Raw genomic sequence first — 26629 nt, forward strand, 5'->3', positions numbered from 1 at the left:
TGCCGCCCCGGCAGCACCCGCCAGCGCGCTGGCCGCCCCACCCGAGGGGAACGCTCCCGGCGTGACCATGCGCGTCTACCACGTGCCGTACGACCTGCAGCAGCTGTGCACCCTCAAGCAGGGACAGACGCCGAACGTCGACCTCCTCCGCTCGACCGTGAACTGGTCGACGCCGACCGACTTCGGCGACGCGGCGCGGCAGGACCGGTTCGTCACCCACGTGACGGCCGACCTCGACATCGCCACGGCCGGCAGCTACGCCTTCGAGCTGCGCAGCGACGACGGGTCCAAGCTGTCGATCGACGACCAGGTCGTCGTCGACAACGACGGCCTGCCGGCGGTCGACGTCCCCAAGACCGGCAACGTCACGCTGGCGGCGGGCAGCCACGAGCTGTTCGTGGAGCACTTCGAGCGCCGGGGCGGGCAGCGGCTCACGTTGAGCTGGCGCAAGCCGGGCGACACTGCCTTCACCGTCGTCCCGGACTCCGTGCTGTCCACCCCCGCCGAGGTCACGCGGGTGACCGCGCCGGGCAACAAGGAGTGCGAGGGCGCCCTCGACTCGCCCGGTGACGGCTTGCAGCTCGACGGGGTCAACCCGGCGTACGAGCTGGTCGACCTGCGTCCCACGGGGTTCAACCCGAAGGTGACCGGCCTGGCCTGGCAGGGCGACGACCTCCTCGTCCTCACGTGGGGCGCGAGCGGCGACGGCGCCACCCAGAACACCGAGGGCAGGCTCTACCGCCTCGCCGGCGCCAAGGCCGCCGACGGCCCGGAGGACGTCCAGCTGACCGAGCTGTACGGCGGCCTCCGCGAGCCCCAGGGGCTCGCGGTCGTGGACGTCGACGGCGACGGCGTGCAGGAGTACTACGTCTCCGAGAAGCACCAGCTCAGCCGGCTCGAGAACACCGACGCTGACGCCCAGCTGGACGTCAAGGAGTCGTTGTGGCAGGTGCCGACGAGCAACAACTTCCACGAGTTCGCCTTCGGGCTGCTGCACCGCGACGGCAAGTTCTGGCTGAACACCTCGGTGTCGATCAACCGTGGCGGCGCCACCACCGACCCGCAGCTGGCCCCCTCGTTGCCCGACGGCACGCAGACGCGTGGCAACACCGTCGCGATCGACGACACCACCGGCGCGATGGAGATCGTCGCCGGCGGCCTGCGCACGCCCAACGGCATTGGGTTCGGTCCCGAGGACGGCATGTTCGTGACCGACAACCAGGGCGCCTGGCTGCCGGCCTCCAAGCTGGTGCACGTCAAGCCCGGCCGGTTCTTCGAGCACCGCACCAACCCGGCGGGCCCGTTCCAGGACAAGACCGCCACCAAGCCGGTGCTGTGGATGCCGCAGAACGAGATCGCCAACTCGCCCAGCACGCCCGTCTCCATCCCCGGCGGCCCGTTCGTGGGTCAGATGCTCATCGGTGACGTCACCTACGGCGGCCTGCAGCGCGCCTTCCTCGAGAAGGTCGACGGCGAGTACCAGGGCGCGCTGTTCCGGGGCACCCAGGGCCTGGAGGCCGGCATCAACGAGGTGCTGATGCACGACGACGGCACCGTCATCGTCGGCGGCATCGGCGGCGGCGGCAACTGGCAGCAGGCCGGCAAGTTGTCGTACGGCCTGCAGAAGCTGGTCCCCAGTGGCGTCACGCCCTTCGACATGTTGTCGATGGAGGTCGTCGAGGGTGGCTTCGAGATCACCTACACCCACCCGGTCGGCGCCGAGACGCTCACCGACCTCGCGAGCAAGTACGTCGTCAAGCAGTGGGGCTACCGGCCGACGGCCCAGTACGGGGGCCCGAAGATCGGCGAGGAGACGCTTCGTGTCGCCTCGGCCACGGCCTCGGCGGACGGTCGCACCGTCACCCTCGCCATCGACGGGTTGCGCCCCGACCGCGTCGTGCACCTGCGCTCCCCGAGGCCCTTCAGCTCGGCGTCGGGCGAGACGCTCTACAACACCGAGGCCTGGTACACCCTCAACAGCCTCCCCGGCTACGAGCCCACGCCGGCGCCCGACGGCCTCTACGAGGCCGAGGACCAGCAGCTCCTCGGTAGCGCCCGGGTCCAGACCGAGCACGCCGGCTTCAGCGGCGGCGGCTACGTCGGTGGCTTCGCCACCGCGGGCGACGGCGTGCGCGCCGAGGTCGCGGCCGAGACGGCCGGCGCCCACACCCTGACGCTCCGCTACACCAACGGGCCCAACCCGGCCGGCGTCGAGGCCAAGCAGATGTCGCTGGTGGTCAACGGCGTCGAGCGCAAGATCGTCCTGCCGTCGACCTCGACGTGGCAGAACTACCGGACGTTCGCGCAGACCGTGGATCTCGCGCAGGGCGCCAACGTCGTCGAGCTCGCACACCGCACCGGCGACCGCGGCCACATCAACCTGGACTACCTCGAGGTGGTTCCCCGGCAGGCCGTCCGCCACGAGCTCGAGGCCGGACGGCTGTCCGGCGGAGCCCAGGCCCGGACCGAGCACCCCGGCTACTCCGGCGCCGGCTTCGTCGCCGGCTTCCGCGCTGTGGGCGCCGCTGCCGAGATCACGGTGGACGCAGCGACCGCGGGCGACCACCCGGTGCGCCTGGGCTACGCCAACGGGCCGAACCCGACCCCGGGCCAGCACAAGAGGATGACCGTCGAGGTCAACGGGGTCGCCCGGCAGATCACCTTGGTCAACACCGGCGCGTGGGCGACCTGGGGCACCTGGACCGACCAGCTGCCGCTGCGCGCGGGCCCGAACACCATCGCGTTCCGCTACGGCGCCGGCGACGACGGCAACGTCAACCTCGACTACCTCGACGTCGAGGGCGCCGCGCCGGTGACGTGCGACCCGGCCGCACCCGATGACACCTTCGAGGGCGACGAGCTCGACCGCTGCCGTTGGACGACGATCGTCAACGAGGACAAGAACGGCTATCGCGTGGCCGACGGCAAGCTCGAGATCGACGCGCAAGCCGGCGACCTCAGTGGGACGAACACCTCCGCGAAGAACATCATCCTGCAGCCGGTGCTCGGCAACGAGCCGTGGATGGCGGAGTCGACAGTCTCGATCGACGGCACCGACGACTACATCCAGGCCGGCCTGACCGTCTGGGGCAACAACAGCAACTACGGCAAGGTCACGCTCATGCGTCACCCGACCAACGGGTGGGTGGCCCTGCTCGCCCGGGTGACCGGTGGCAACCTGCAGTCCGCCACCTCCCCGATCACCGCGGGCCAGCAGACCGACGCCCGGCTGCGGATGTGGTCCGACGGCGACCTGCTGCACGGTGCGCTCTCCGTCGACGACGGCGCCACCTGGACCGAGATCGGCCGCGGCTTCCCCACCAACGGTCTGGCGAACCCGATGGTGGGCCCGGCGGCGTACAACGGCACGGGGGCCGAGACGGCGACGTTCGACGACTTCACCCTCGGTGAACCGCCGGTCGAGCCCGAGGCCTGCGAGCCGACCGTCCCGGACCAGGGCTACACGATGCTCTTCGACGGCACCCGGGCCAGCATGGCCGGCTGGGAGATGGCCGACGGCGGCACGTTCGTGCGGATGGCCGACTGCTCCGTGCGCTCGGTGGGTGCGTCCGGCCTGTGGTGGCACACCACCCCGATCAACCACGCCTACTCGCTGAAGATGGACTGGATGATGCCGGGCGACGACAACTCCGGCGTCTTCGTGGGCTTCCCCGATCCAGGGAGCAACTCCCGGCTGCCCATCACCCAGGGGCACGAGGTCCAGATCGACCCGACCGACGACCCCGACAGCACCACCGGCGCGATCTACAACTTCGCCGCGCCCGACGCCGCTGCGCGGGACGCAGTACTCAACCCGGCCGGCCAGTGGAACGGCTACGAGATCGTCGTCGAGGGAGACCGCATCCGCGTCTACCTCAACGACGTGCTGATCAACGACTACACCGACGTCGACCCCAACCGGATGAACCTGCCGTCGCACATCGGGTTGCAGACCCACGGCTTCACGGACGACGTGTACTTCCGCGACATCCAGATCAAGAACCTGGACGCGGTGGCGCCGGTCGCGTCGACGACCACCGTGTCGGTGGATCCGGACGCCATCGAGGTCGGCGAGACCGCGACGGTCACGGTCCGGGTCTCTGCCGAGGGCGCCACGCCGACCGGTGCGGTCGCGCTGAGCGACAACGGCGCGCCGGTGGGCGAGCCGGCGCAGCTCGTCGACGGAGCGGCGACGTTCGAGGTCGGGCCGTACGACGCGGCGGGCACACGTGCCCTGGTGGCGTCGTACGCCGGCAGCGAGACGGTGACGGCCAGCTCCGACACCGCGGTACTGACCGTCGAGGAGCCAGAGCCGGTCACCTCCGCCACGACCGTCTCGGTTGACCCGGACACGGTCGAGATCGGCAAGACGGCGACCGTCACGGTCACCGTCGCGGCCTCGGGCGCGACGCCGTCCGGTCAGGTCACCCTGACCGACAACGGCCAGCCCGTCGGCTCGGCGGCGACGCTGGTCGACGGGAAGGCGACCTTCCCGGTCGGTCCCTACACGGCGGCCGGCACCCGGGCCCTGGCTGCGACGTACGCCGGCAGCGCGACCGTGGCCACCAGCGCCGGCACGGCGACGCTGACGGTCGAGGAGCCGGAGCCGGTGGCCTCGACGACCACCGTCACGGTGGACCCGGCCACGGTCGAGACGGGGGAGCCCGCGACGGTCACGGTCGAGGTCGCCGCTGAGGGCCTGACCCCGCCCGGCGAGGTCACCCTGACCGACGACGGCCAGCCGGTAGGCGCCGCGGTGGCGCTCGTCGCGGGGAGGGCGACCTTCGCCGTCGGCCCCTACGACGCAGCCGGCAGCCGCGCCCTCGTGGCGACGTACGCCGGCAGCAGGTCCGTCACGGCGAGCGCCGGCACGGCGACCCTGGTCGTGGTCGACCCCGAGCCGTTGGCCCCGACCCTGACCGCGACGGCACGCCCTGCCACCGTCGAGGTCGGCCGGTCGACCAGCGTCGAGGTCACCGTCGCTGCCAAGGGCGCCACCCCGACCGGCGAGGTCACCGTCCGGGACGGCGCCACCGTGCTCGGCACCGCCACCCTGGTCAGCGGCAGTGCGACCGTCGCCACCGGACCGCTCACCACCACGGGCGCCCGCACCCTGACCGTCACCTACGCCGGTGACGACGTGGTAGCCGCCGGCGCGACGACCGTCTCGGTCGTCGTCAAGGCCAAGCCGCGACCCACGCCGGTGCTGACGGTCCGTCCACTGCTGGTGGACGCTGACAAGTCCCGCCGCACCGGCTCGGTCAAGGTCGCCTGCAAGCCCACCGGGGTCCGCTGCGTCGGCACCCTGACCCTCAAGGCCGCGGGCAAGGTCTTCGGCACGGGCAGGGTCTCGGTCGTCAGCGGCAGGACTGGCACGGTCAAGGTGACGCTGAACAAGCAGGCCCGCGCCGCGCTGGCCAAGCGGCCGAGGACCAAGGCCACGCTGAGCATCGCGCTCGACGGCGCCGGCAGGTCCAGCGCGGCAGTTACGCTCAAGCGCTGACCGGATCCACGCCACCCGGCGCGCGCCGCGCAACCGCGCGGCGCGCGCCGGCTCGGCAGGTCGAGCTCGGCAGCGCGGATCGTCCAGGACGAGCGTTCACTGTCCGCGACCGCGGCGCTCGCGGATCTCGTCGACGACATCGGAGACCATGCGCCGTGAGGCGGAGTCGAGCACGTTGCCGAACTCCAGGACCTTGGTGCGGTCCTTGACGAGCCGGTTGAGCTCGGGGTTCTCGCTCGGCACGATGATGAGGTCGAACTCAGCGAGGGTGTCATCGTCGGTCTCCCGGACCACCGATACGTTGGTGAGTCCCGAGTCGATCAACGACTGCCCGATCAGCTCGGCCTGGTGCTCGGTCGAGTACAGGATGCCGATGCGGCGATCCGGAGGAATCTCCCAGAGCCGCGTCAAGGTCCTGATGTGGGGGGCCACCACGATCGCCAGGACCTCGGGCGGCGCGTCGAGCCCCAGCGAGTGGACCAGGCGCCGGATCTCGGCGTAGTGGAAGAACGTCGTCACGACGAGGTCGACGGCGGACAGGTCGGCGCCGGTGATCGAGCCGATGATGCGCGGCTGGACGGTGGAGCCGATCGTCTCGGAGAGATCGGCAGCGAACGTCGTGGCGCGCTCCTGGTTGCACTCGACGAAGCAGACCTGGATCGCGGCCGCCTGGGCGTTCAGCGACTCGTGGTAGGCGATCTGGCGCACCTCGTCCGCAGTGAGGCCGAGGGCCAGGCACTCGCGCACGGGGCCGGCGAGCAAGGCGACCGCGCGCTCGTGGCTGGCGAGGGTGCTGCGGGCGTCCGCTGACCGCGTCACGACCATGCCGCCTCGGCCTTGTGAGGTGGCATAGCCCATGCGACGCAGCTCGGCGTAGGCGCGGGCGGTCGTGTTGCGGTTGACGCCCAAGTTGGATGCCAGGATGCGACTGCTGGGGAGGCGGTCTCCGCCCCTGAGCTCGCCGGCCTCGATGGTGAAGACGATCTGGTCGATGATCTGCCGGAAGACCGGAACACCGGACGTTTCGCTGAGCTGGATGCGCTTCACTAGCGGATCTTAGGCCAGCATGGTGTCCACGCGCGGTGGGCGCCTCCGGGTCCGCCGACGCGTGCGAAGGGTCCCCGCGCGCCGGGACACCCTGAGTCAGACGGTGACGATCACCTGGACCGCACGTCGTTGCCGGCACCGAGAAGTGCTGCCGGTGTCGCTGTGAGGTGCGTCAGCCGGGCCTCGACCTGGCGATGCAGCATCCGAGTCGGCGTCGGGGTCAGCATCTCGCTCACGAGCTCTTCCACCGTCGAACCCAGTGGCCCGTAGAGATCGTCGTAGCTACCCCAGAACCCGCCGTCCTCTGCGACCAGGATCGTCATGTACGAGCAGCCCCCGACGGGGGTGAACAGCGACTTCTCCGCCGCGCCGTAGGCCGCCGTCCAGCCCGGGTCGATCTCGTCACACGCCCGGGCACCGTCGATCCAGAGGTCGTGCCGTGCGCTGCTCGTCGGCAGCACCAACCCCGAGTGTCGGGCGAGGAACTGCTCAGCGGCTTCGCTCACGGCGAAGCCGTGTGCTTGCAGCGTGGCCACCACCTCGCCCATCGGTAGAACGCGGCTCGGAGACCAGCCTGCGGTTCTCAGGACATCGATCGGGTCCACCAGTGCGTCCTGCCGGTGTGAGTGTGTGGAGGATCGTTCGGCTCGAGCAGCAGCCCCACCAGACGGATGCATGTCCGTGCGGGATGCAGCGCGGTCGAGCGAACGCCCTGGGCCGGCGTGGACGGACGAGCTGTTCTCGTTCCCAACGGTGATGTGGCCCATGACTCGTCTCACTCCCAGAGGTCTTCAGTGGCACGCGGTTCCCGGCTGATCCGGTCCCGCCGTCGTGGCTGCTCCACCAGCGTCGTGCCGGGGACGGCACCGTCGCGTCGGTAGAAATCCCTCAGGTCCTCCTACGGTCGGCCGAGCACGTGCTCGCTGCTGCGCCCCCGATCAGCGACTGAGTCCGTCCGTGGAGCCGCAGCCCGGGCAGCAGGCCTGCTCCTCCAGCCCGTCCGGGTGAGGACCGAGAGCTCCCAGGTCGGAGCAGGGCTGGACGACGTCAAGGCCGCGACGGCAACATCAGTGACTTCTACCGATGCCGAGGTGCCAGCACCAGTGCGAGCCTGACGATCCAGGAGTCGGCAGCGGAAGGAGTTGGCGTGCTGGTCCCGACGAGGGCGCGAAGCCTAGGCCGAGCCATGCGTCTCGGGCCGGACGCGCCGCCCCCCGTCGCTCTGATGGCTTCAGCTCCGGGATCGCGCAGTACCCCCCACCCGAGCGGCACGAGGCCGCTGCCCCAGGGAGTGCGATGACCTGGAGCACGCGCGAGCTGGCCACGTTGGCGGGTACCACCGTCAACACGATCCGTCACTACCACCGGCTCGGTCTCCTGGCCGAGCCCCCGCGCCAGGCCAACGGTTACAAGCAGTACGGCGAGCGCGACCTCCTGCGGCTGCTGCAGGTCCGGCGCCTTGCCGCGCTGGGCGTCCCGCTCTCCCGGATCGGGACCATCGGCGCGGGCGGCGAAGGAGGACAGGACGCGTTGCAGGAAGTGGACGACGAGCTCGCAGCCAGCATCGAGCGTCTGCAGCAGGCGCGTGCTGACATCTCGGAGATCCTGCGCAACCCCTGAGTGCGGTGTCCCGTCAGGGGAGGTGCAGCTCCTTGAGCTGCCGGCGGGAGCTGATGCCGAGCTTCCGGAAGATGTTGCGCAGATGGGACTCGATGGTGCGCGGACTCAGGAACAGCTGCGCACCGACTTCTCTGGAGGTGGCTCCAGTGGCAACCAGACGGGCGATCAGGAGCTCGTGATCGGTGAGGGCGCTGGCGGGATGCGCGCTCCGTTTGCGCGGGTGCTCGCCGGTAGCACGCAGCTCCCGACCGGCACGCGCTGCGAAGGCGTCCGCGCCCATCTTCGTCAGCAGCTCATGGGCTGTGCGAAGTTGCTCCCGGGCGTCTTGCCGTCGACCTTCGCGGCGTAGCCACTCGCCGTAGACCAGGTGCGTCCGGGCGAGGTAGCTGACCATCTGAGAGGCCTGAAGCCGCTCGATCGCCTCTCGGTAGTGGCGCTCTGCGGACTCGCCCGTGCTGACCAGGGCGCGCGAGCGCGCCTCCAGTCCGAGCGCGAACGAGGTGCCGCTCGCGCTGGTTCGCACGCTCAGCTCGTCCAGGGCAGCCCTGGCGCTCTCCAGCCGGTCAGCTCGGACTGCTGCCTCGACGAGCTCGGGGAGGGCCAGGCCACGGCTGCTGTTCGTCAGCTCGTACGACTGCCGTGCACGCGCTGCGGCGTCGTGGGCCGCCGGGTACCTTCCCAGCCCGTTGTACAGCACCGCCAGCGCGTAGGAGGCCAGGGTGGCCTCCGCGCCGCCCTCGTTGACCCCATCGGTGCTGTCGGCGAACAGCTGAGTGGTCTCACCCTCGTGGCCGCGCCAGGCGTGCAGGAAGAGCTGGGCGAAACGCAGTGGCACAGCTCCCGTGGCTGAGGAGATGGTGCTGCCCTCTGCGGCCAGCTCGGCAGCGTGCGGAAGCTCGCCCGTCAGCACCAGCACGGCGGACAAGGCAGCGAGCGCCTGGGGCAGGGTGGCCAGCGCGCCGGCCTCGCGGGCGAGCCTGACGTTGCGCTCGGCCAGCGTGCGTGCGACATCGTCCTCGTAGAGCCCGACCGCGACCCGGGTCGCCAACGAGAGCCAGCGACGACTGCCCATCTCGCCCAACGCCTCACCGTCGACACCGCACTCGCGAAACGCTTCCAGCGCGCGCCGCACCTCCGGAACGCCCTCGACGTAGCCTCGCGTGAAGGTCGTGACCAGGCCGTCGAGCAACAGGTCGCTCGGCCGGGACGGGTCGGGGGCCCCCGGTGCCCCGAGTGCGACGGCGGCCACGTCGAGCACGCCGCCCCTGTCGCCGCCGCCGACGAACAGTGCCGCATCCAACGCGTGGAGGTACGTCTCCCGAGCCAGGCCGGCGTCCACCGGGGCGAGCGCTCCGGCGGCGTCCAGGAGCATCCACGCCACCTCGGGAGCCTGGGTCAGGTGGAAGGAGATCCGCGCGCGGAGCAGCTGGAGGCGGGCGCGCTGCAAGTCGTCCAGTGGTCCGATCTCGGCAACGGCCGCCAGCTCCCGTGCCGTCTCGGACGACCCGGCGTCGTGCTTGGCGTGCGCGGCCTCCAGCGCACGAGTGGCGCGAGCAGCCGGGTCGGGGGTGAGTCCCACTGCCTGGTGCAGGAACGCAGCGGCGGCCGCGACACCTCCGCGTGCGCGCGTCCGACCGGCGGTGCGCTCCAGGTCCGCCGCTGCTTCCTCGTCCGTTCCCCTGACCGCGTGCGCTCGGTGCCAGGCGCGCCGGTCCGGATCCTTCACGGGGTCGGTCTCCGCTGCCAGGGCCCCATGGGCTCGGCAGCGATTCGTGGGCGTAGCGGCGCGGTAGACCGCCGAACGCACGAGCGGGTGTCGGAACCGCACGCGGGTGTCGACCTCCAGGAACCCTGAGTCCTCCGCCGGCCCCAAGGCCTCGGGCGGTATCTCGAGGTGTCCGGCGGCACGCCACAGCAGCGATGCGTCTCCCGTCGGATCGGCCGCGGCGAGCAGCAGCAGCATCTGCGTGTCCCCCGAGAAGCCCGCCGAGTGGCGTCGAAAGCTGTCCTCGATGCGACGGGGAACGCTGAGCGCATCTGGCAGCTCGAATCCGCCGGCCAGCTGCAGGAGCTGCGCACTCCGGGGCAGCTCCAACAACGCCAAGGGGTTGCCGCGTGCTTCGGCAATGATCCGGTCGCGCACGAAGTCGTCCAACGGCGCGTGGACACCACTGTTCAGCAGCGCGCGGGCGTCGCTCTCGTCCAGGCCGCCCAGCTCGAGCTCGGGTGAGAGCCCGGCGAAGAGGTCGACCTCGCCTGGAGGCACCTCCCGCAGTGCGAACACCATCGCCACTCGCTCGGCCGCCAACCGCCGAGCAACGAAGGCCAGGACTTGAGCGGACGCCGTGTCCAGCCATTGCGCATCGTCGACGACGCACAACAACGGCCGTTCCTCAGCAGCCTCTGCCAGGAGGTTGAGCGTGGCCAGCCCCACCAGGAAGCCGTCGGGCGCAGGCCCACTGCGGAGGCCGAGAGCCACCCCGAGCGCGTCCTCCTGTGGTGCGGCGAGGTCTCCCGCCCTGTCGAGCAGTGACTCGCAGAGCTGGTGCAGGCCTGCGAAGGCGAACTGGTTCTCGGACTCCACCCCTGTGCACCAGAGGAGACGGAACCCCATGGTGACCGCAGTCTCCTGGGTAGAACGCAGCAGCGCGGTCTTCCCCATGCCCGCCTGCCCCCGCACCACGAGGGTGCCGCTGTTCCCGTCCCTCGCCGCGGCGAGCAGTTGCTGGACGGCCGCACGCTCTGTGCTCCGACCCAAGAGGTCCGCCACGTCACTCCTACTCCAGCCCGAGTCGGGGTGTGTCCATACAACAGGGTTCTTGTCGATGACAGTGGACCACGAATTCGCGGCCCGATGCCGAGGTCGAGTCCGATCGCTGCAGCGTCGACCACGAGCCGCTCACGGGGCGGGTCGGGCCGGGCTCGACCTCGTCCCTGCCCGGGCCGTCGACTGCGGGCGCTGGCGCGGGTCGTGGGCATCGGCGCTCCGCCCCGAGAGGCCCGCGCACACGCGCAGGCTGCTCGGCGAGGCCGCTCGGCACCACCCCAAGTGCTGTTCGGTGGACAGGACCATGCGAACCGGTGGGCGTTGACCCCTGCCGCAGCACAGGCCCGCGGTGACGCCGGGGGCTACGTCCCACACGGGGACCAACCGGCGACGCCCGCTCCTCGAGCGCGACGAAGCCCCTGCCACGCCCTCGTGGCACACGTCCTACACGTCAGCGGACCCCGTCGAAGGTGATGGTCAGCACGGCGTCGATGTACGCGAGCTCGAGGGGCAGGTCGTGGAGCATCCGATACTCGATGACTCCGTAGATGAGGTCGCCCAGCGTCGAGGAGTCGGCATCGGCGCGCACCTCTCCCCGCTCCTTCGCGTCGGTCATCCGCCTCTCGAACGTCTCGAAGTACGGCGCGACGACCTGGTCGTAGAGCGCCTGCGAGAGGTCAGGGTCGGACTGGCTGTCGGCCAGCAGCCCGCGGTATGCCGGTCCGAAGCCCGTGTTCGTGATCATGTCCACGATGCCCGAGAGCTGGTGTCGCAGGTCGGCGACGAGATCGCCCGTGTCGGGGTAACCGACCACGAGGTCGGTGCTGCGGCGCGTCGCTGCCTCCAGCACCACGGCGCCCTTCGAGGGCCACCAGCGGTAGATGGTCTGCTTGCCGACACGAGCCCGAGTCGCGATCGCCTCCATCGAGACATGGCCGTAGCCGAGCTCGCCGACCAGGGAGATGGAGGCGTCGAGGATGGCGTGCCGGGATCGTTCGTTGCGACGCGCGGGGTCGGGCGGAGGGACGGTCATGACCGTGACCCTAACAAGACGATACGAGCCGTCTTGACGCGAGACGAGCCGACTCGTATCGTTTGGTGGACGCAGGGGCCGACCACCGGAACAACGGTGATGGCTCCGTCCAGGAACGTGTAGGAGCGACGTCAGTCCAGGACGCCGGCCTACGGTCAGCAGCAGAGGAGCGGATGATGGGCTACGTCACTGTCGGCACCGAGAACTCGACGCCGGTCGAGCTGTACTACGAGGACCAGGGGAGTGGGCGGCCGGTCGTGCTGATCCACGGGTACCCGTTGGACGGCCACAGCTGGGAGTACCAGACGCGCGCCCTGCTCGCCGCCGGGCACCGGGTGATCAGCTATGACCGCCGCGGCTTCGGTCAGTCGTCGAAGGTCGGTACCGGCTATGACTACGACACCTTCGCCGCCGACCTCAGCACGTTGCTGGAGACGCTCGACGTGCGCGACGCCGTCCTGGTCGGGTTCTCCATGGGCACGGGCGAGCTGGCCCGCTACGTCGCCCGGCACGGCGCCGAGCGCGTGGCCGGGCTGGCGTTCCTCGCCGCGCTGGAACCGTTCCTGGTCGCCCGCGACGACAACCCGGAGGGCGTTCCCCAGGGCGTGTTCGACGGCATCGCGGCGGCCGCGGCCAAGGACCGCCACGCCTGGTTCAGGACCTTCTTCGCCGACTTCTACAACCTCGACGAGCTCCTCGGCGACCGGATCAGCCAGGAGGCGGTCGACGCCAGCTGGAACGTGGCGGTCACCAGCGCGCCGGTGGCGGCGTACGCCGTGGTCCCGTCCTGGATCGAGGACTTCCGCGCCGACGTGGAGGCGGTGCGGGCCAGCGGCGTACCGGCTCTCATCCTGCACGGGACGGCCGACCGGATCCTGCCGATCGACGCCACCGCCCGCCGGTTCCGTCGGCTGCTCCCCGATGCGCAGTACGTCGAGGTGGAGGGCGCCCCGCACGGGCTGCTGGGGACCCACGCCGCCGAGGTCAACGAGGCCCTGCGCACGTTCCTCGGCTCCATCGGATGACCAGACCCACGGCGCCGACCGGCCCCTTGATGCGCTCGGTCGCCGACCGTGGCGGCCCGGGGCGTGGGCTCCCGGCCACGAGGCACGGCGCGCCTCGGACCAGTCCTGACGTCCTCGTCAGCGCCGGCGTGTGGAGGTCCGCAGCAGGGACGCGGGGCACATGACGCACCGACCCCGCACGACACGCGCTGTCCCTGCGCGGGATCTGGCCCCGGACAGCTTCCCCGAGGTGATCGACGCCCTCCGCGCGATGGGTGTGGACAAGGCGCCGAGCAGCGACCCGGTAGGTCGGGACGACCCGCACGACGTCGTGGCCGCGGCAGCGGCAGTCGTCGCGGAGCCTGACGCCCCTTCCTCGTGAGTCGAGGGCACTTGCCCGCGAGGTCGCCCAATCCTCCGCCGGCTGGTCGATGCGCGACCTGGACATCGACCGCGCGTTGCCGCGAGATGCTTCGGGCTGAGGGGTGGGCCACGGACGTCGGTCAGCCGGCGTGCTGGTCGGCCGGGTAGGTGAGGTGACCGGTCTCGTCCCCTGCAGGTCGACTCGTCGTCGGCCGCGAGCGGCAGGTCGGCGCGGAGCCGCTGCCCGAGGTCTGAAGCCGGCTGGAACACGTCCTGCGGCAACTGCTCCGGGCGATCGACTACGTCAAGGTCATCAGCGACGAGGTCATCGCTCGGCTGCTCGCCGGGGACGAGCTGGCACTCGATCACGACGACGGCGGGTTCTTGGAGAAGTGCACCGAGATGGTCGAGGACCCGGACCGCGCCATCGGCGGGGCGCTGGGGACACGTGCGCGCACCGGTCAGGACCGCGACACCGTCGTGGCCCGTCACATCCGCCGGCGCCAGGTGGACGACAGGTCGACCTGCGCCACCGGCTGGACCGCCACGCTTCGGCTCGCTGGCAGCGTAGACCTCGAGTCGCTGCGCAGGGGACTTCCCTCTCCTCCTGTCCTTCGACAGCGGGTTGCGGGGCCCAGGCGCGCCCCTCCTGGCTGAAGCCCCGCGCCGATCGACAGCTGACCCGCGTCGCTCCTCGCGGAGGACGCTCCCGGCACGGACCCCCGACAGCCGTCCCGGCGGACGGCTAGATCTGGGCGGAGCCACCATCGACGCCGAGCTCGACACCGTTGACGTGGCTCGACGCATCCGACGCCAGGAACACAGCCGCCGAGGCGATCTCCGCAGGTTCGGCCAATCGGCCGAGCGGGTTCGACGCCGCGTCGGCTGCGAGTTCGTCGACGGGAACCAGGTCGACGAGAACCTGGGTCAGGGTGCCGCCGGGCGCAGGGGTCACGTCAATGCCGAGCCTGCGCTGGTTCTGGGTCCGGCGTCACGCCTCCGGCGCGGCTCGCAGCAAACGGCACCATGGACACGATCGCCGCGACCGCGAGTACCACACCGACCAGCAGCGGGGCCCGGTCACCGGACAGCTCGATCCCGACGGCACCCAGCATGGACCCCACCGCCACCCCGACCGTGATCATGGACGTGTGGATCGTGTTGACCAGCGTTCCCGACGTGCCTTCTCGATGCACGCGCGCGACCAGCGCTGGGTTCATCGTCACGCCGACGAGACCGGTGCCAAGAGCCGCCGGTACGGCCAGCCAGGCATTGGCCGTCGCGACCGCGAACACCAGCAGCAGGATCGCGTTGACACCGGTCCCGACGATCAGGACCGTGAAGGTGCGCTGCTCGGCGAACCGGCCGACGACCACGTTGCCGACGATGTTCGCAAGCCCGTAGCCCAGGAGGATCAGGGGGATGAGGCCTCCAGGGATCCCGGTCAGCTCCCGCAGGATGGGGGTGTAGTAGGAGAACGCCGCGAACGTCGCGCCCATGACGAGCATCGAGCTCAGCAGCGCCGCCCACAGCCGGCCGTTGCGCAGTGACAAGAGCTCCTCGGACAGGCGCGGGGCCGGTCCGGCGCTGGTGGAGTGTGCGGGCAGCAGTGCGGCGGAGGCCGCGGCCGCGAGGACGGCCAGGACGCCGATGCCGGCGAAGGCGCCCCGCCAACCGAGCTGTCCTCCGATCCAGGCCGACAGAGGGAGACCCAGGGTCAAGCCGATGGACATGCCCTGCAGCACGACCGCGATGGCCCTACCGCGGTACGCCGGCGACGTCGTCGCAGCCGCGACGGTCACCGCGACCCCGAAGAACGCTCCGGCCGCTGCTCCGGTCACGACACGAGCGACCAGCAGCATGCCGTAGGAGGTGGCGGTAGCCGCCATGACGTTGCCGAGCAGGAAGATGACGAACAAGACCAGGATCGCTCGACGAGGCGACGAGCGGGGCAGCGACATGGCGAGCGCGGGACCGCCCAGAGCCATCGACAGTGAGAACACGGTGACCAGGTAGCCGAGGGCAGGGATGCCGACGCCGAGGTCTTCGTCGATCTCGGGCATCAGTCCCGAGATGGCGAAGTCGCTGGTCACCATGGCGAAGATCCCCATCGCCAAGGCATAGATGTGGCGCGGCACGCGTCTCCTCGGGTGTGGGACTTGGACGTTGGTAGCGAGCCGCTCGGTCACCGCGCGGTTGCGGGGTTGAATCGCGAGTACTCCTGCAGCTGCCACCGCAGGGGGCTCGCGTGGTCGATCTGGACGAGCGCCTCGATGTCGAACTCGACGACCCGGAGCGCTCCGGGGTAGGGGCGGGCGGACTCGGGGTCCCAGTCGATGCGAGCCCTTCCGGTGAGCTGCAGCGTGTGGCCCCTCTCCCAGTCGACGAACAGCAGGCCGCTGGCTGGATTCAGGTGCACGTTGCCCAAGGTCATGTAGAACTGGTTGCCCGTGTAGTCGGGCCAGCGGAGGCGGCCGGGGCTGCTCACGGTGACGAACCCGGGCATGCCTCCGCGGCTCGAGACATCGGCTCCATGGCCCGGGGACCGGCTGGCGATGAAGAAGGTGTCGGCCTGCCGGATCCACTCGGCTTGCTGCGGGGTGAGGACCGTTGCCCGCTGGGCGTGCCCCGGCTCGGCGGTGTCGTCGATGTCCGAGACCGTGCGGGTCTGGAGGTACTTCGGGCAGTTGCCGAGCACCTGTTCGGTGTTGACCACGAGCCGGTCCTCGTCCCGCACGGCCACTCCGTTGACCCGGATGCGCCGACGGGTCTGCGGCTGCAGCGCGAGGATCCCGATGTCGCTCGCGGTCTCGAAGGTGTCGTGCAGGGGGTCGCCCGGAGCGGGGACGCGGTCGATCACCACGGTGCGGTCGTCCACCGCGGCGACGAAGCCCGGTCGTCCGGACAACATGCTCGCCCACATCGCTCCACGACCATCCGCAGCCCCGACGACCAGCATGTGCTGGTCCTGCAGGAACCGGGCGAACGCGCCAGGGATGCGCGCGTCGAACATCGGCGACCCCCACCCGGGGCCCCCTTCGCCTGCGCGCTGCTGAACGGCCTGCTCGCCGTCGTGGGTCGAGTTCATCGGCCGGACCCCTGGTCTGCCTCGTCGGTCCTCGACGAACCCGTCAGCAGTGCTGGGAGCGACCTGAGGACGCGGTCGAACTCCGACGGGTCGCCCAGCACGCGAGAGACGACCAGCGCGCCCTCGATGTTCACCAGTGCCGCGCGTGCGCGCTGGTCCGCGTCGGCGTCGCTGGCTCCGGACCGGGTCGCCACCAGCGCCATGGCGCCTATCCAGCGGTGAGCGAGGGCCGAGGCCTGCGCCTTCACCTCAGCAGGTGCTCCCTCGAGCGTCATCGTGTCCAGCACGCAGCTCATCCGCCCGTTCGTGTAGGCGGAGGCGACGCGTCGAGCCATCTCCGCCACTGCTTCGGCGGGCGGCTCGATCTCCGCCAGCGGGTCGAGCACCTCGGCGAACGTGCTGTCGACGTCGGCCAGGACGGCCGAGGCCATCGCCGGCTTCCCGCCCGGGAACCGGTGGTACAGGCTCGCTCGTTGGAGCCCGGCGGCGTCCGACAGGGCACTCAAGGACGCGCCGGCGTATCCCTGGGCGCGGAACACCCCGGCCAGGCTCGCAAGAAGGGCGGGGTCGGCGACGGACGTTGATCGACTCATGCCGCGAGATTACCGAACGTTCGGTAAAACGTCAACGTCGCCGTCCAGTGCCGGGGACTGTGACGACGCACTCGCGGGTGCGGCGACTCGTGGACCGCGTCCCCGGGGCCAACGACGCGAGGAGGCCGCCACGACGAACGGGCACGTCACTCGTGGTCGTGGACGTGGTGCGCGGTCGCGGCCGACCCGTCACGCAGCGGCGTGGTCTCGCGCTCGATACGTTCGGTCATCGCGGCGCGCCGATCCAGGGCATCCTGACCGACGGGCAGGTGCAGGGGCAGCCTCTCGCCAGCGGCGACCTGGTAGATGAACGCCGCGCCCTTGACCGGGTCGCCGAGCTGGGTGTGGTTGGCTTCGCCCACCCAGTCGAGGGTGAGGTGCGCCGGGGTGCCGTCGTAGGCGGCGATGAGGACGTCGGGCAGCTGCACGGAGGACGCGTCGAGGAAGTCGGTGCGGAACACACCGGGTTCGACGACCATGCTCTGGATGCCGAAAGGCTCCAGCTCGGCCGCGAGTGCCTCGCTGATACCGGCGACGGCGAACTTGGACGCTGAGTACATGCTCACCCCCGGTTCACCCTCGAAACCGGATCGGGACCCGATGTGGACGAGCTTGCCGTGCCCGGCGGCGCGCATGACTGGCAGAACGGCGCGAGTGGTGTTGATCAGTCCGAACACGTTCACGTCGAACAGCGAGCGCGCTTCCGCATCGGTGATCTCCTCGAGCGCGCCGAGCAGACCGCGGCCCGCGTTGTTCACGAGCACGTCGATAGTGCCGAAGCGCTTGACGACCTCCGCGACAGCGGAGGCGACCTGAGCCTCGTCCGTCACATCGAGCCGAACGGGAAGAACGTTCTCGTGATCGCGGACCTCCTCCGGCAAGTTCTCGGGGCGACGTGCGGCGAGAGCGACCTGCTCGCCCGCCGCCAGGGCGGCGCGAGCGATCTCGAGGCCGAGCCCGCGGGCGGCGCCGGTGATCATCCAGACAGACATGAACGGTGGTTCCTTTCGGGAGGTTGCGCCGCAAGGTGCGACCCGTTCATCGTCTGCACGGGAGAGAGCAGGGAGAAGGCCCAAGGTTTCCTGGGACAGATTGGGCACCCCTCGTCCCTCGTGGCGCGAGCCGGCGGCTGGAAGACTGGGGGGATGTCCGTTGAGCTCGAGCCGCGCCTCGCCGACTTCCTGCGTGCGGCACGTGCTCGGCTCACTCCCGAGCAGGCCGGTATCGCCGACGTCGGTCGACGTCGCGTGGAGGGACTTCGTCGTGAAGAGCTCTCGACGCTGGCCGGCGTGAGCGTCGACTACTACACCCGCCTCGAGCAGGGACGCAGCCGGAGCGCTTCCCCTGAGGTCCTCGATGCCATCGCCGAAGCGCTGGGACTCGACGACGTCGAACGCGCGCACCTGCACGCGATCGCCAGGCCAGCTCCCGCTGCTCGACGACGACGTCCTGTGAGACCGCAGCGGCTCGCCTCGGCGACGCAAGCCCTGCTCGACACCTTCGAGGCCGCGCTCCGGCCAGCGTTCGTGCTCGGGCGCAGGCTGGACGTCCTCGGCCAGAACCGGCTGGCCGCCCTGCTCATCGCCGATTTTGCCAACATGACTGCTGCCGACCGCAATCAAGCGAGGTTCGTGTTCCTCGACCCCCATGCCCGGGAGCTCTACGTCGACTGGGACCAGGTCGCTGCAGACACGGCGGCGATGCTCCGGATGGACGCAGGGCGACACCCTGACGACCCCGCGCTGGGTCGGCTCGTCGGAGACTTGTCCATCCAGAGTCCCGACTTCCGGCGCCTGTGGGCCCGCAACCGCGTGCACCAGCGCAGCATCGGCAGCAAGAGATATCACCACCCGCTCGTCGGCGACCTCACCATCACGTACCAGGCGCTCACGCCCGGCGACGACTCCGACCAGACGATCATGGTCTACGACGCCGAGCCGGGAAGCAGCTCCGCGCACGCCCTCCAGCTACTCGCGGCAAAGATCCCTCAACATCCTGCAGGTGAAGTGATGGAGCGAGCTCGCGTGGCGCCTGGGGACTCCTTCTAGCGATCTGACCGCTCGCCAGATCGTCCGGATCCGCCGGATGGAGCGAAGCGAGAGCCGAGCAGCGCGACGGGTGAGGTCTGGCCGCGCCGGTGCGTCTCAGTCGAGTCGCTCGCGCAACTCGCCTGCGACACGGGCGAGCGCTGCGCCCAGCTGCCGTTGTTGAGGTCGGGTCAGGGGAGCGAACACCAGCTCCTTGACCATGTCGACATGTGCGGGGGCGCTGTCCACGACCTTCTGGAGGCCGGCCTCGGTCAGCGTGGCAAAGGTGTACCGGCCGTTGTCGGGGTCGGGGTGTCGTGTCACCCAACCCTGGTGCTCGAAGCGCGTCATCATCTTGGAGAGTCGGGGTTGGGTGCTGTTCGCCTGGGTGGCCAGCTCGCCGAGCCGCATCGAGTGCGACTCGGTCATCGAGAGTCGTGCCAGGACGCTGTACTCGAAGTTCGAGATGCCGGCATCGCGCTGCAGCTGACGGTCGAGCAACGCGGGAAGCGCGATGACCACGGTGAGCAGCTCCTGCCACGTCTCCTGCTGCTCCTCATCGAGCCAGCGGTCGGGGCTCGTCATGGTCGGCACCGTACTTGATCGGGGAGTCGCGGCGGCTCGGTCAGCCACGCTCCTCGGCGATGCCGTTGCCGCCGTCGACGACGAGGCACTGGCCGGTGACGTAGGACGCCCCCGGCGAGCACAGGAACGCGATGGCGGCCGCGACCTCGTCGGGCGTGGCACTGCGCCCGACTGGGGTGTGCTCGCCCTGGGCCACCTCGAACGCCGCCTGGCTGCCCGTCGCGATCCAGCCCGGTGCCACCGCGTTCGACGTGATGCCCTCGGCCGCGTGGTCCACCGCGACCGAGCGGGCCAGGCCGAGCATCCCGGCCTTCGCCGCGCCGTAGGCCGCCGTGTCCCGCATCGCCATCACCGCACCCGTCACCGAGGAGACCATGACCACCCTGCCCCAGCCCCGCTCCCGCATCCCGGGCAGGACCGCACGGGTCACCAGGAACGCGGTGTCGAGGTTGCGCATCAGCGACTGCCGCCACTGGTCGTGGCTGAGGTCCGCGACCGAGCCGTACTCGCTCCCAGCCGATGCGACGGCGGCGGCCGGCCCGCTGACGCTCGTCATGCCGGCGTTGTTGACCAGGACATCCGGGGGCCCCAGGGCGCCCGCCACCGTAGCGATCGCCTCCTGCGCCTGGACCTCGTCGGTGAGGTCTGCGACGACGCCGATCGCGCGGATGCCGAGCTCCTCGAGCTCGGCAGCCCGCTCGTGGACCCGACGGGTGGTGGCAGCCACCGCGACGTCCGCGCCGTGCGCGCCGAGCAGTCGGGCGGTGGCGAAGCCGATGCCGTCCGGCGAACCGGCGCCCGTGACTAGTGCGACCCGGCCGGCGAGGCTCAGGTGTGGGGGCAGCATGCGTGAATCCTCACGGCCCGGACGGTGCCAGGTCAACGACGGCTGCACCTCGGGATCTCGGCATGATCATGGGGCGCCGGCCAGCAGTGCTGCCGCTGCGCGCACCAGCGCGAGGTTGCCCGTGGCCCCGGTGTCGTCGGGCAGGACGTGGATGTCCTCGAGGCCGGTCCTGATCCCGTGACCGCGCGCGATCGCCTGCCGTAGCACGGGCCACGACGCCGGACCCATCCCGTGGTGGACCTGCTCGAGCCGCACGCCTGCCCGCACCAGGACGGCCTCCATCGCCACCGCGTGGTCGCACGCCTCCACGGGATCGGGCTCCATGGGCTCGACCACGATGCGACGGAACCGCTCGACACCGCCTCGACCCACCAGGATCTCGGCGTCGGCGACGGTGAACACACAGGCCTCCACTCCGACACCGCGCCCGGACAGCAGCTCGGTCAGCTCGACGATCCCCGCCTCGCCCTGGTTGGCCGGGACCAGGTCGGGGAGCACCGTCCATCCCGAGACGGTGGCGAGACGCCGGCGTGGGTCCGGCTCGATCTGGGCGAAGGTCGTCATCGAGATCGGAACGCCCGGGCATCGCGCGCGGACCGCCTCGATGGCCCGGGTGACGGCCGGCTCGGCCAAGGTCTCGACGCCCTCGTCGTCGTACGCGTGCAGGTGCAGCAGGTTGGCGCCGGCCGCCACGCAGGCGGCCGCGTCGGCGGCGATCTCCTCAGCGGTCAGCGGCATCGCAGGGTGGACCGTGCCGCCGTTGAGCGCGACCTGGAACGTTCGGCTGGTGGTGGGATCAGTCTCGGGTGGGGCCACCCGGCCATTGTCGCCGCAGTGGCGTCGTCCGCGGGACGGTGCTGCACCTACTAAAGGACCGGTCTGCTTCCGGCTCAGGTCCGATGCGCCACCGCGACGGCGTCGCGACGATGACAGGCATGAGTCACGTCCATCCGCCACCCGGCCGCACCGTGGACCGGACGTCGGGTCGGGTGCGCGCCGGGGCGATGACGGCATGGGTCGCCGCAGTCGGCACCTGGTCGGCCACCATCGGCATCCCGAACGACGCGATCACGGTCCTGATCGCCGCGTGGCTCGGCACGATCGCCTGGAACGCCCAGGCACCGTGGCGACACCACCTGGGGTTCCTGCGTGACTGGTCCCTCCCGGCGGCTCTGCTGACGGCGTACTTCTTCAGCCGGGGATGGATCGACGAGTTCGACATCACGGTGCACTGGACGATGCCCATCGAGGCCGATCGTTGGCTGTTCGGCGGAACGACCCCGACCGAGCACCTCCAACGCGCATGGTGCGGCGACCCGTGCCGCCTCGAGTCACCGACGCAGTGGTTCGAGGTGGGCCTCACGACCGTCTATGCGACGCACTTCCTGGTGGGTCTCGTCCTGGCCGTGCTGCTCTGGGCGACCGACCGCACCGAGTGGCTGGCGTGGATGCGTCGCTACATCGGACTCAACTTCGCCGGGCTGATGATCTACATCGGCTACCCGATGGCGCCGCCCTGGCTCGCCTCGGAGGAGGGCTACCTCGGACCGGTCGAGCGGTTGACCTCCCGTGGTTGGGGCGAGCTCGGCATCGAGCGCGCCAACGTCGTCCTCCACGGGGTCGGCAACCCGGTCGCCGCGATGCCGTCGCTGCACGCCGGGACGGCCGTGCTGGTCACGCTGTACGGCATCAGCAGGCTTCGGAGCAGGTACCGGTGGCTCCTCCTCCTGTACCCCGCCGCCATGTGCGTCGCACTGGTCTACTTCGGCGAGCACTACGTGATCGACCTGGTGGCCGGCGGACTCCTCGCGGCCCTCGTCATGGGGGTTGCGTCGGCGTGGGAGCGACGGCGTCCTCGACGCGCGGGCGCGGGCCGGGGCGAGGTGCACCCCCAGGTCCAGGCGGACGCGGCCATCGCCAGCACCGCCGCGACCAGCACCGTCCCTGCTCGCGAGAGCGACTACGTCCTGGAGGACTCCCCATGAGCCACCCGCCACGAACGCCGGCCCCGCACGAGACGCGAGGACGCCCCAGCAGCCCGAGCCCGGAGGCCGCCCGGGTGACGCTGCCGACGGGACGCAACGTCGGCGCTCGGTCGGTGATCCGACAGATGCGCCAGCTGGCGCGCGACCTGCCCGACCGTGTCGACGTCGTGGTCCTCACGGTGGGTTCGGTCGAGGCCCTGACGGTCGACTTCCTGACGGGGGTGGCCATCAGCCGCCGGATCCTCGCTGCCCGAGGCCGCCGCCTCGTGCTGAGCGTCCCGGGAGGCCCCACCACCGCGGGTGCTGCCGCCCTCCTCGACACGATGCCGTTCGTCCTGGACCGAGCTGACCGGCAGCGGAAGCGACGTCACGCGTAGCGTTCGGCCTCGAGCAGGCGCAGCCACACCTCGTTCATCGTGGGGTAGGCGGGGACGGCGTGCCACAGCCGGTCGAGCGGCACTTCGCCGACGATGGCGATGGTCGCGGCGTGGAGCATCTCCGAGACGTCCTGGCCGACGAACGTCATCCCCACGATGACCCGGCGTTCGGTGTCGACGACGGCCCGGACGGCGCCGGCGTAGCCGTCCGAGTGCACCGCCGCGCCGGCGACGGCGCCGAGGTCGTGGTCGAGGACGCGGACGGGGAGGCCCGCACTCGCGGCGGCCGCGGACGTCAGACCGATCGTCGCGACCTCCGGTTCCGTGAACACGACGGAGGGCACGTGGGCGTGGTCGGCCGTCGCGGCGTGGTCGCTCCACGGCTCAGGGCGCGAGGATCGGTCGGACGCGAGCGTGCCGGTGGCGCGAGCCGCGATCGCGAGGCCCGCCGCGCGCGCCTGGTACTTGCCCTGATGGGTGAGGAGCGCGCGACCGTTGACGTCGCCGACCGCGTAGAGCCAGTCACCGGGGACGCCGATGACGCGCATCGAGTCGTCGACCCGGAGGTCGGTCGGTGAGACGCCGACGTCCTCGAGGCCGAGTCCTGTGGACACGGCCCGACGACCCGTGGCCACGATGATCTCGTCGACGACGACCGGTTCGAGGTCGTCCCCGATCGTGAGGTGGACGCGTCCGTCCTCGGCGCGCGTCACGCTCGACGGCGATGCGGTCACGAAGCGGACGCCCGATTCCTCGAGGCTCGCGCGGACGCGGTCGGAGGCGAGGTCCTCGAGCGCGCTGAGGAATCTGCTGCGGAGGATCACGGTGACCTCAGCCCCGAGGGAGCCGTAGATCGTGGCAAGCTCGGCCGCCGCGACGCCGCCACCCAGGATCGCGACCGAACCGGGCACCTGCGTGACCGAGGTCGCCTCGCGGCTCGTCCACGGCTTCGCGTCCACGAGTCCCTCGATCGGAGGGATGGCGGGCAGGGAGCCGGTGCAGACGGCGACGGCGTGCGTCGCGGTGAGACGCCGGGTCGCGCCGTCGGCCTGCGTCACGTCGACGGTCCGCTCGCCGACGATCCGGCCGTGGCCGCGCACGAGGTCGATGCCGGCGCTGTCGAGCCAGGTGACCTGGCCCTCGTCGTTCCAGGCGCTCGTGAACCCGGTGCGTCGCTCGAGCACGGCCGCGACGTCGAGGTCGCCCGTGACCGCAGCGCTCGCGCCGGCGACGCGCTGGGCGGCGAGGCGCACGGTCGCGGGTCGCAGGAGCGCCTTGGACGGCATGCAGGCCCAGTAGGAGCACTCGCCGCCGACGAGCTCGGCCTCGACGATGACGGTCCTGAGTCCGCTCTTGGTGGCGTAGTCGGCGACGTTCTCACCCACCGCGCCGGCTCCGATGACGATGAGGTCCCAGGTGTCGGTGCTGTGGTCGGTCATCGTTGGCTCCTGCCCGTTGCGCGTGAACGATGTCGGTGAGCCACGCGCCGTGCTCCGGGGCGCGGACTCGAGGTCGGCGTGGACGTTCTCCGGATGAGGCTCACGTTCCCGCGTCCACACCCTCGACGAGCACGGCCCGGTAGGTCGCGCCCGCGAGACGGTCCTGCACCACCTCCTGGTACTGCTCGCCGTGGTACCAGGCCCTCGCCGCCGCCACGTCCGGGAACTGCAGGACGACGACGCCCTCGATGGGAGGCCCCTCCAGTACCTCGTGCGGGCCGTAGTCGACGAGGGCCTGCACGTCGTGGCCGGCGAACGTGCTGTCGGCGCGTTCGGCGTAGCGGTCGAGGGCCTGCTGGTCGTGGGTGGCGTCGCGCTGGAACACGATGTAGGCACTCATGCCTGGGGTCCTCCGTCGTGGGTCGTGGGCGGGTTGAGCAGTCGCGCATCCTCGTGCGCGGGTGCGACGTCCGGCGCCGCACCGACACCTGCTGCTACTTGATCTCGGCTCGCATGACCCGGAACCAACCGGCGACGAACGGGATGACGATCCAGATCAGGGCCGTCAGGCCGATGCGGGCCAGCTGCTCGGTGGACACGGTGAAGTCACCGTTCATCAGCGGACTCTGCGCGGTCTGCAGGTCCAGCCAGGGGGCGACGTCCTCGAGAGCGGGGACCGAGGTGAAGATGATCGAGGATGCGGTCGGGAGCACGAAGAACGCCACCACAGCCGCCGGAGTGTTGAGCAGGATCAAGCCATAGGCCATGCCTTGCAGGATCGCCAGGAGCTGGAGCGCGAGGAACAGTGCCAGGGTCGCGACGGTGACGTCGTCGAAGCCGTCGCGTTGGCCTCCGGCTGCGGTGGCCGCTGCGGCGACGGCGACGGCCCCCACGAAGGCGACGAGGGCGAGCAGCAGGGCAGCGACGATCTTGGCGCCGACCACCTGGGTCCGTGACGGTGCGAGCGCAAAGGTGACCAGAGCGGTGCGCTGGCTCCACTCACTGGTGATCAGCAGGATGCCGAGGACCGGTAGCAGGAAGCCCTGGGGGCTCGCGGCGAACCCGATGAAGTCCGCGAACGTCTTGTCCCCGTCGTCGGCGATCGCGAAGTACAAGGTGATGGCGGCCGCGGTCAGCGCCAGGACCGCGGCGACGAGCCATCGGCCCGCCCGGGTGTTGACGCTCTTGCGCAGCTCGACGGACACCAGCCGCGAGAACCTGATCGGTGGTGTCGACGTGAAGTCGAGTCGCGGCATCGGCTGGTCGGTGTCGATCGTCATCAGCTCGCTCCCTGCGAGGTCGGGACGGCGGCGAGCGAGAGAGGTGAGCTCTCGCCCTCACGTTGGGTTGACGACGTGAGCTCGAGGAACAGGTCCTCGAGGCCCTTGGCGCCGCTGCGGAGGTCGGTCAGGATCACCGAGTGCTGCACCGAGACACGGCTGACGTCGGCGGTGCTGGCCTCCACGCGCAGTCCGGCGCCTTCGGGCCGTGACTCGTAGCCCTCCCTCCGGAGGGCCGCGGCGAGCTCGTGGTTGTCCTTTGCGGTGACCAGCGCGCTCTCGGTGGTGTCGAAGGACCCCAGGCTCTCCTTGTCCCCCTGGGCCACGATCCTTCCGTGACCGATGAGGATCAGCTCGTCGGCGACGAGCTCGACCTCGTGGAGGAGGTGGCTGGACAGCAGGACGGTGCCACCGCGACGCGCGTAGCCCTTGAGCAGGTCGCGCATCCACCTGATGCCGGCTGGGTCGAGGCCGTTGGCGGGCTCGTCGAGGATCAGGACCTCCGGGTCGCCGAGCAGCGCGTGGGCGATCCCGAGCCGTTGCTTCATCCCGAGCGAGTAGTTGCGCAGCTTCCGCTTCGCCTCGGAGTCGGTGAGCGAGACCATGTCGAGCATCTCGTCGACCCGTGAGCCGGCCAGCCCCATCGTCCTGGCGCCGACGGTGAGGATCTCGCGTCCGGTGCGCCCCGCGTGCTGGGCGCTCGCGTCGAGGAGCACCCCGACGTGGCGGCCCGGGTTGACGATGTCGTGGTAGTCGTAGCCGCCGATGGTGGCCTTGCCACGGCTCGGCGACGTGAGTCCGACCATGATGCGCATGGTGGTCGTCTTGCCGGCGCCGTTGGGCCCCAGGAAGCCGGTGACGCGCCCGGGGCGGCACCTGAAGCTGACGTCGTCGACGGCGGTGTACCTGCCGTACGAACGAGTGAGTCCTGATACTTCGATCATGTGCTCCAGCGTGGGGCGGTACGCGGCAGTGAGCATCTGACAAGTGGCCGCACCTCTCCGGTCCTTTGGTAGGGGAGACCGACGACCTCGGGTTGATGCGCTGGCCACGTCGGGGGTGCCAGTCTTC

At 70.6% G+C, this 26629-nt stretch carries 22 protein-coding genes; 6 read left to right on the forward strand and 16 right to left on the reverse strand.

Annotation, left to right across the window (positions count from 1 at the left end; genetic code table 11):
* Positions 1-61 precede the first annotated feature (61 nt).
* Positions 62-5503, forward strand: coding sequence for an Ig-like domain repeat protein (locus AC4MBH_RS03850; RefSeq protein ID WP_491793014.1), 5442 nt, complete (start codon positions 62-64; stop codon positions 5501-5503).
* A gap of 96 nt (positions 5504-5599) precedes the next feature.
* Here AC4MBH_RS03850 and AC4MBH_RS03855 read toward each other — a convergent pair whose 3' ends face one another.
* Positions 5600-6550, reverse strand: coding sequence for a GntR family transcriptional regulator (locus tag AC4MBH_RS03855; RefSeq protein WP_491793015.1), 951 nt, complete (start codon positions 6548-6550; stop codon positions 5600-5602).
* Positions 6551-6660: 110 nt separating this feature from the next.
* A complete protein-coding gene (locus tag AC4MBH_RS03860) occupies positions 6661-7155 on the reverse strand; it encodes an SUKH-3 domain-containing protein (RefSeq protein WP_491793016.1) in 495 nt (164 codons plus the stop codon).
* Between the two features lie 691 nt (positions 7156-7846).
* Between AC4MBH_RS03860 and AC4MBH_RS03865 the strand changes: the two genes are divergently transcribed.
* A complete protein-coding gene (locus AC4MBH_RS03865) occupies positions 7847-8170 on the forward strand; it encodes a helix-turn-helix domain-containing protein (protein WP_491793017.1) in 324 nt (107 codons plus the stop codon).
* 13 nt (positions 8171-8183) lie between these two features.
* On the opposite strand, the gene AC4MBH_RS03870 is transcribed toward AC4MBH_RS03865, so the two are convergent.
* Complete coding sequence (locus AC4MBH_RS03870; protein ID WP_491793018.1) at positions 8184-10940, reverse strand: ATP-binding protein; 2757 nt, start codon at positions 10938-10940, stop codon at positions 8184-8186.
* A 448-nt stretch (positions 10941-11388) separates the two neighbouring features.
* Complete coding sequence (locus tag AC4MBH_RS03875) at positions 11389-11970, reverse strand: TetR/AcrR family transcriptional regulator (RefSeq protein ID WP_491793019.1); 582 nt, start codon at positions 11968-11970, stop codon at positions 11389-11391.
* A 176-nt stretch (positions 11971-12146) separates the two neighbouring features.
* Between AC4MBH_RS03875 and AC4MBH_RS03880 the strand changes: the two genes are divergently transcribed.
* Positions 12147-12995, forward strand: coding sequence for an alpha/beta fold hydrolase (locus AC4MBH_RS03880; protein WP_491793020.1), 849 nt, complete (start codon positions 12147-12149; stop codon positions 12993-12995).
* Between the two features lie 1087 nt (positions 12996-14082).
* Here the strand turns inward: AC4MBH_RS03880 and AC4MBH_RS03885 are convergent.
* From AC4MBH_RS03885 to AC4MBH_RS03905, 5 genes are all read right to left on the reverse strand, one after another.
* A complete protein-coding gene (locus AC4MBH_RS03885; protein WP_491793021.1) occupies positions 14083-14292 on the reverse strand; it encodes an SDR family oxidoreductase in 210 nt (69 codons plus the stop codon).
* A gap of 1 nt (position 14293) precedes the next feature.
* Positions 14294-15475: an MFS transporter gene (locus AC4MBH_RS03890; RefSeq protein ID WP_491793022.1), complete on the reverse strand. Its 1182-nt coding sequence runs from the start codon at positions 15473-15475 to the stop codon at positions 14294-14296.
* A gap of 47 nt (positions 15476-15522) precedes the next feature.
* Positions 15523-16350: a pyridoxamine 5'-phosphate oxidase family protein gene (locus AC4MBH_RS03895; RefSeq protein WP_491793023.1), complete on the reverse strand. Its 828-nt coding sequence runs from the start codon at positions 16348-16350 to the stop codon at positions 15523-15525.
* Between the two features lie 71 nt (positions 16351-16421).
* Positions 16422-17018 (reverse strand): TetR/AcrR family transcriptional regulator, encoded by a 597-nt coding sequence (locus AC4MBH_RS03900; RefSeq protein ID WP_491793024.1) that lies wholly within the window; start codon positions 17016-17018, stop codon positions 16422-16424.
* A gap of 146 nt (positions 17019-17164) precedes the next feature.
* Positions 17165-18010, reverse strand: a complete 846-nt coding sequence (locus tag AC4MBH_RS03905; RefSeq protein WP_491793025.1) for an SDR family oxidoreductase — start codon at positions 18008-18010, stop codon at positions 17165-17167.
* 153 nt (positions 18011-18163) lie between these two features.
* Between AC4MBH_RS03905 and AC4MBH_RS03910 the strand changes: the two genes are divergently transcribed.
* On the forward strand, positions 18164-19066 hold the full coding sequence (locus tag AC4MBH_RS03910; protein ID WP_491793026.1) for a helix-turn-helix transcriptional regulator: 903 nt from the start codon (positions 18164-18166) through the stop codon (positions 19064-19066).
* Positions 19067-19162: 96 nt separating this feature from the next.
* On the opposite strand, the gene AC4MBH_RS03915 is transcribed toward AC4MBH_RS03910, so the two are convergent.
* From AC4MBH_RS03915 to AC4MBH_RS03925, 3 genes are all read right to left on the reverse strand, one after another.
* Entirely contained in the window at positions 19163-19630 is a 468-nt protein-coding gene (locus AC4MBH_RS03915; RefSeq protein ID WP_491793027.1) for a MarR family winged helix-turn-helix transcriptional regulator, read from the reverse strand.
* Between the two features lie 40 nt (positions 19631-19670).
* Positions 19671-20477: an SDR family NAD(P)-dependent oxidoreductase gene (locus tag AC4MBH_RS03920; protein WP_491793028.1), complete on the reverse strand. Its 807-nt coding sequence runs from the start codon at positions 20475-20477 to the stop codon at positions 19671-19673.
* Between the two features lie 66 nt (positions 20478-20543).
* On the reverse strand, positions 20544-21293 hold the full coding sequence (locus AC4MBH_RS03925) for a 3-keto-5-aminohexanoate cleavage protein (RefSeq protein ID WP_491793029.1): 750 nt from the start codon (positions 21291-21293) through the stop codon (positions 20544-20546).
* A 119-nt stretch (positions 21294-21412) separates the two neighbouring features.
* Here AC4MBH_RS03925 and AC4MBH_RS03930 point away from each other — a divergent pair, with 119 nt between their 5' ends.
* Both AC4MBH_RS03930 and AC4MBH_RS03935 read left to right on the forward strand, forming a co-directional pair.
* Positions 21413-22462 (forward strand): phosphatase PAP2 family protein, encoded by a 1050-nt coding sequence (locus AC4MBH_RS03930; protein ID WP_491793030.1) that lies wholly within the window; start codon positions 21413-21415, stop codon positions 22460-22462.
* Positions 22459-22839, forward strand: a complete 381-nt coding sequence (locus AC4MBH_RS03935) for a hypothetical protein (protein WP_491793031.1) — start codon at positions 22459-22461, stop codon at positions 22837-22839. The genes AC4MBH_RS03930 and AC4MBH_RS03935 overlap by 4 nt, the downstream gene beginning before the upstream one ends.
* Here AC4MBH_RS03935 and AC4MBH_RS03940 read toward each other — a convergent pair.
* The 4 genes from AC4MBH_RS03940 to AC4MBH_RS03955 form a co-directional block, all read right to left on the reverse strand.
* Positions 22830-24278 (reverse strand): dihydrolipoyl dehydrogenase family protein, encoded by a 1449-nt coding sequence (locus AC4MBH_RS03940; protein ID WP_491793032.1) that lies wholly within the window; start codon positions 24276-24278, stop codon positions 22830-22832. The two genes, AC4MBH_RS03935 and AC4MBH_RS03940, sit on opposite strands and share 10 nt — an antisense overlap.
* A 100-nt stretch (positions 24279-24378) precedes the next feature.
* Entirely contained in the window at positions 24379-24678 is a 300-nt protein-coding gene (locus AC4MBH_RS03945) for a DUF1330 domain-containing protein (RefSeq protein ID WP_491793033.1), read from the reverse strand.
* 94 nt (positions 24679-24772) lie between these two features.
* Complete coding sequence (locus tag AC4MBH_RS03950; RefSeq protein ID WP_491793034.1) at positions 24773-25558, reverse strand: ABC transporter permease; 786 nt, start codon at positions 25556-25558, stop codon at positions 24773-24775.
* A complete protein-coding gene (locus AC4MBH_RS03955; protein ID WP_491793035.1) occupies positions 25558-26502 on the reverse strand; it encodes an ABC transporter ATP-binding protein in 945 nt (314 codons plus the stop codon). The genes AC4MBH_RS03950 and AC4MBH_RS03955 overlap by 1 nt, the downstream gene beginning before the upstream one ends.
* Positions 26503-26629: the final 127 nt, after the last annotated feature.

Source organism: Nocardioides sp. WJ219, from assembly GCF_058559815.1.

What these genes read in the sequence shown, in the direction of transcription:
- AC4MBH_RS03865 (WP_491793017.1), top strand. Translation starts at nt 7,847, where the DNA reads ATGACCTGGAGCACGCGCGAGCTGGCCACGTTGGCGGGTACCACCGTC.
- AC4MBH_RS03875 (WP_491793019.1), bottom strand. Translation starts at nt 11,970, where the DNA reads ATGACCGTCCCTCCGCCCGACCCCGCGCGTCGCAACGAACGATCCCGG.
- AC4MBH_RS03880 (WP_491793020.1), top strand. Translation starts at nt 12,147, where the DNA reads ATGGGCTACGTCACTGTCGGCACCGAGAACTCGACGCCGGTCGAGCTG.
- AC4MBH_RS03895 (WP_491793023.1), bottom strand. Translation starts at nt 16,350, where the DNA reads ATGTTCGACGCGCGCATCCCTGGCGCGTTCGCCCGGTTCCTGCAGGAC.
- AC4MBH_RS03900 (WP_491793024.1), bottom strand. Translation starts at nt 17,018, where the DNA reads ATGAGTCGATCAACGTCCGTCGCCGACCCCGCCCTTCTTGCGAGCCTG.
- AC4MBH_RS03905 (WP_491793025.1), bottom strand. Translation starts at nt 18,010, where the DNA reads ATGTCTGTCTGGATGATCACCGGCGCCGCCCGCGGGCTCGGCCTCGAG.
- AC4MBH_RS03910 (WP_491793026.1), top strand. Translation starts at nt 18,164, where the DNA reads ATGTCCGTTGAGCTCGAGCCGCGCCTCGCCGACTTCCTGCGTGCGGCA.
- AC4MBH_RS03915 (WP_491793027.1), bottom strand. Translation starts at nt 19,630, where the DNA reads ATGACGAGCCCCGACCGCTGGCTCGATGAGGAGCAGCAGGAGACGTGG.
- AC4MBH_RS03920 (WP_491793028.1), bottom strand. Translation starts at nt 20,477, where the DNA reads ATGCTGCCCCCACACCTGAGCCTCGCCGGCCGGGTCGCACTAGTCACG.
- AC4MBH_RS03930 (WP_491793030.1), top strand. Translation starts at nt 21,413, where the DNA reads ATGAGTCACGTCCATCCGCCACCCGGCCGCACCGTGGACCGGACGTCG.
- AC4MBH_RS03935 (WP_491793031.1), top strand. Translation starts at nt 22,459, where the DNA reads ATGAGCCACCCGCCACGAACGCCGGCCCCGCACGAGACGCGAGGACGC.
- AC4MBH_RS03940 (WP_491793032.1), bottom strand. Translation starts at nt 24,278, where the DNA reads ATGACCGACCACAGCACCGACACCTGGGACCTCATCGTCATCGGAGCC.
- AC4MBH_RS03945 (WP_491793033.1), bottom strand. Translation starts at nt 24,678, where the DNA reads ATGAGTGCCTACATCGTGTTCCAGCGCGACGCCACCCACGACCAGCAG.
- AC4MBH_RS03950 (WP_491793034.1), bottom strand. Translation starts at nt 25,558, where the DNA reads ATGACGATCGACACCGACCAGCCGATGCCGCGACTCGACTTCACGTCG.
- AC4MBH_RS03955 (WP_491793035.1), bottom strand. Translation starts at nt 26,502, where the DNA reads ATGATCGAAGTATCAGGACTCACTCGTTCGTACGGCAGGTACACCGCC.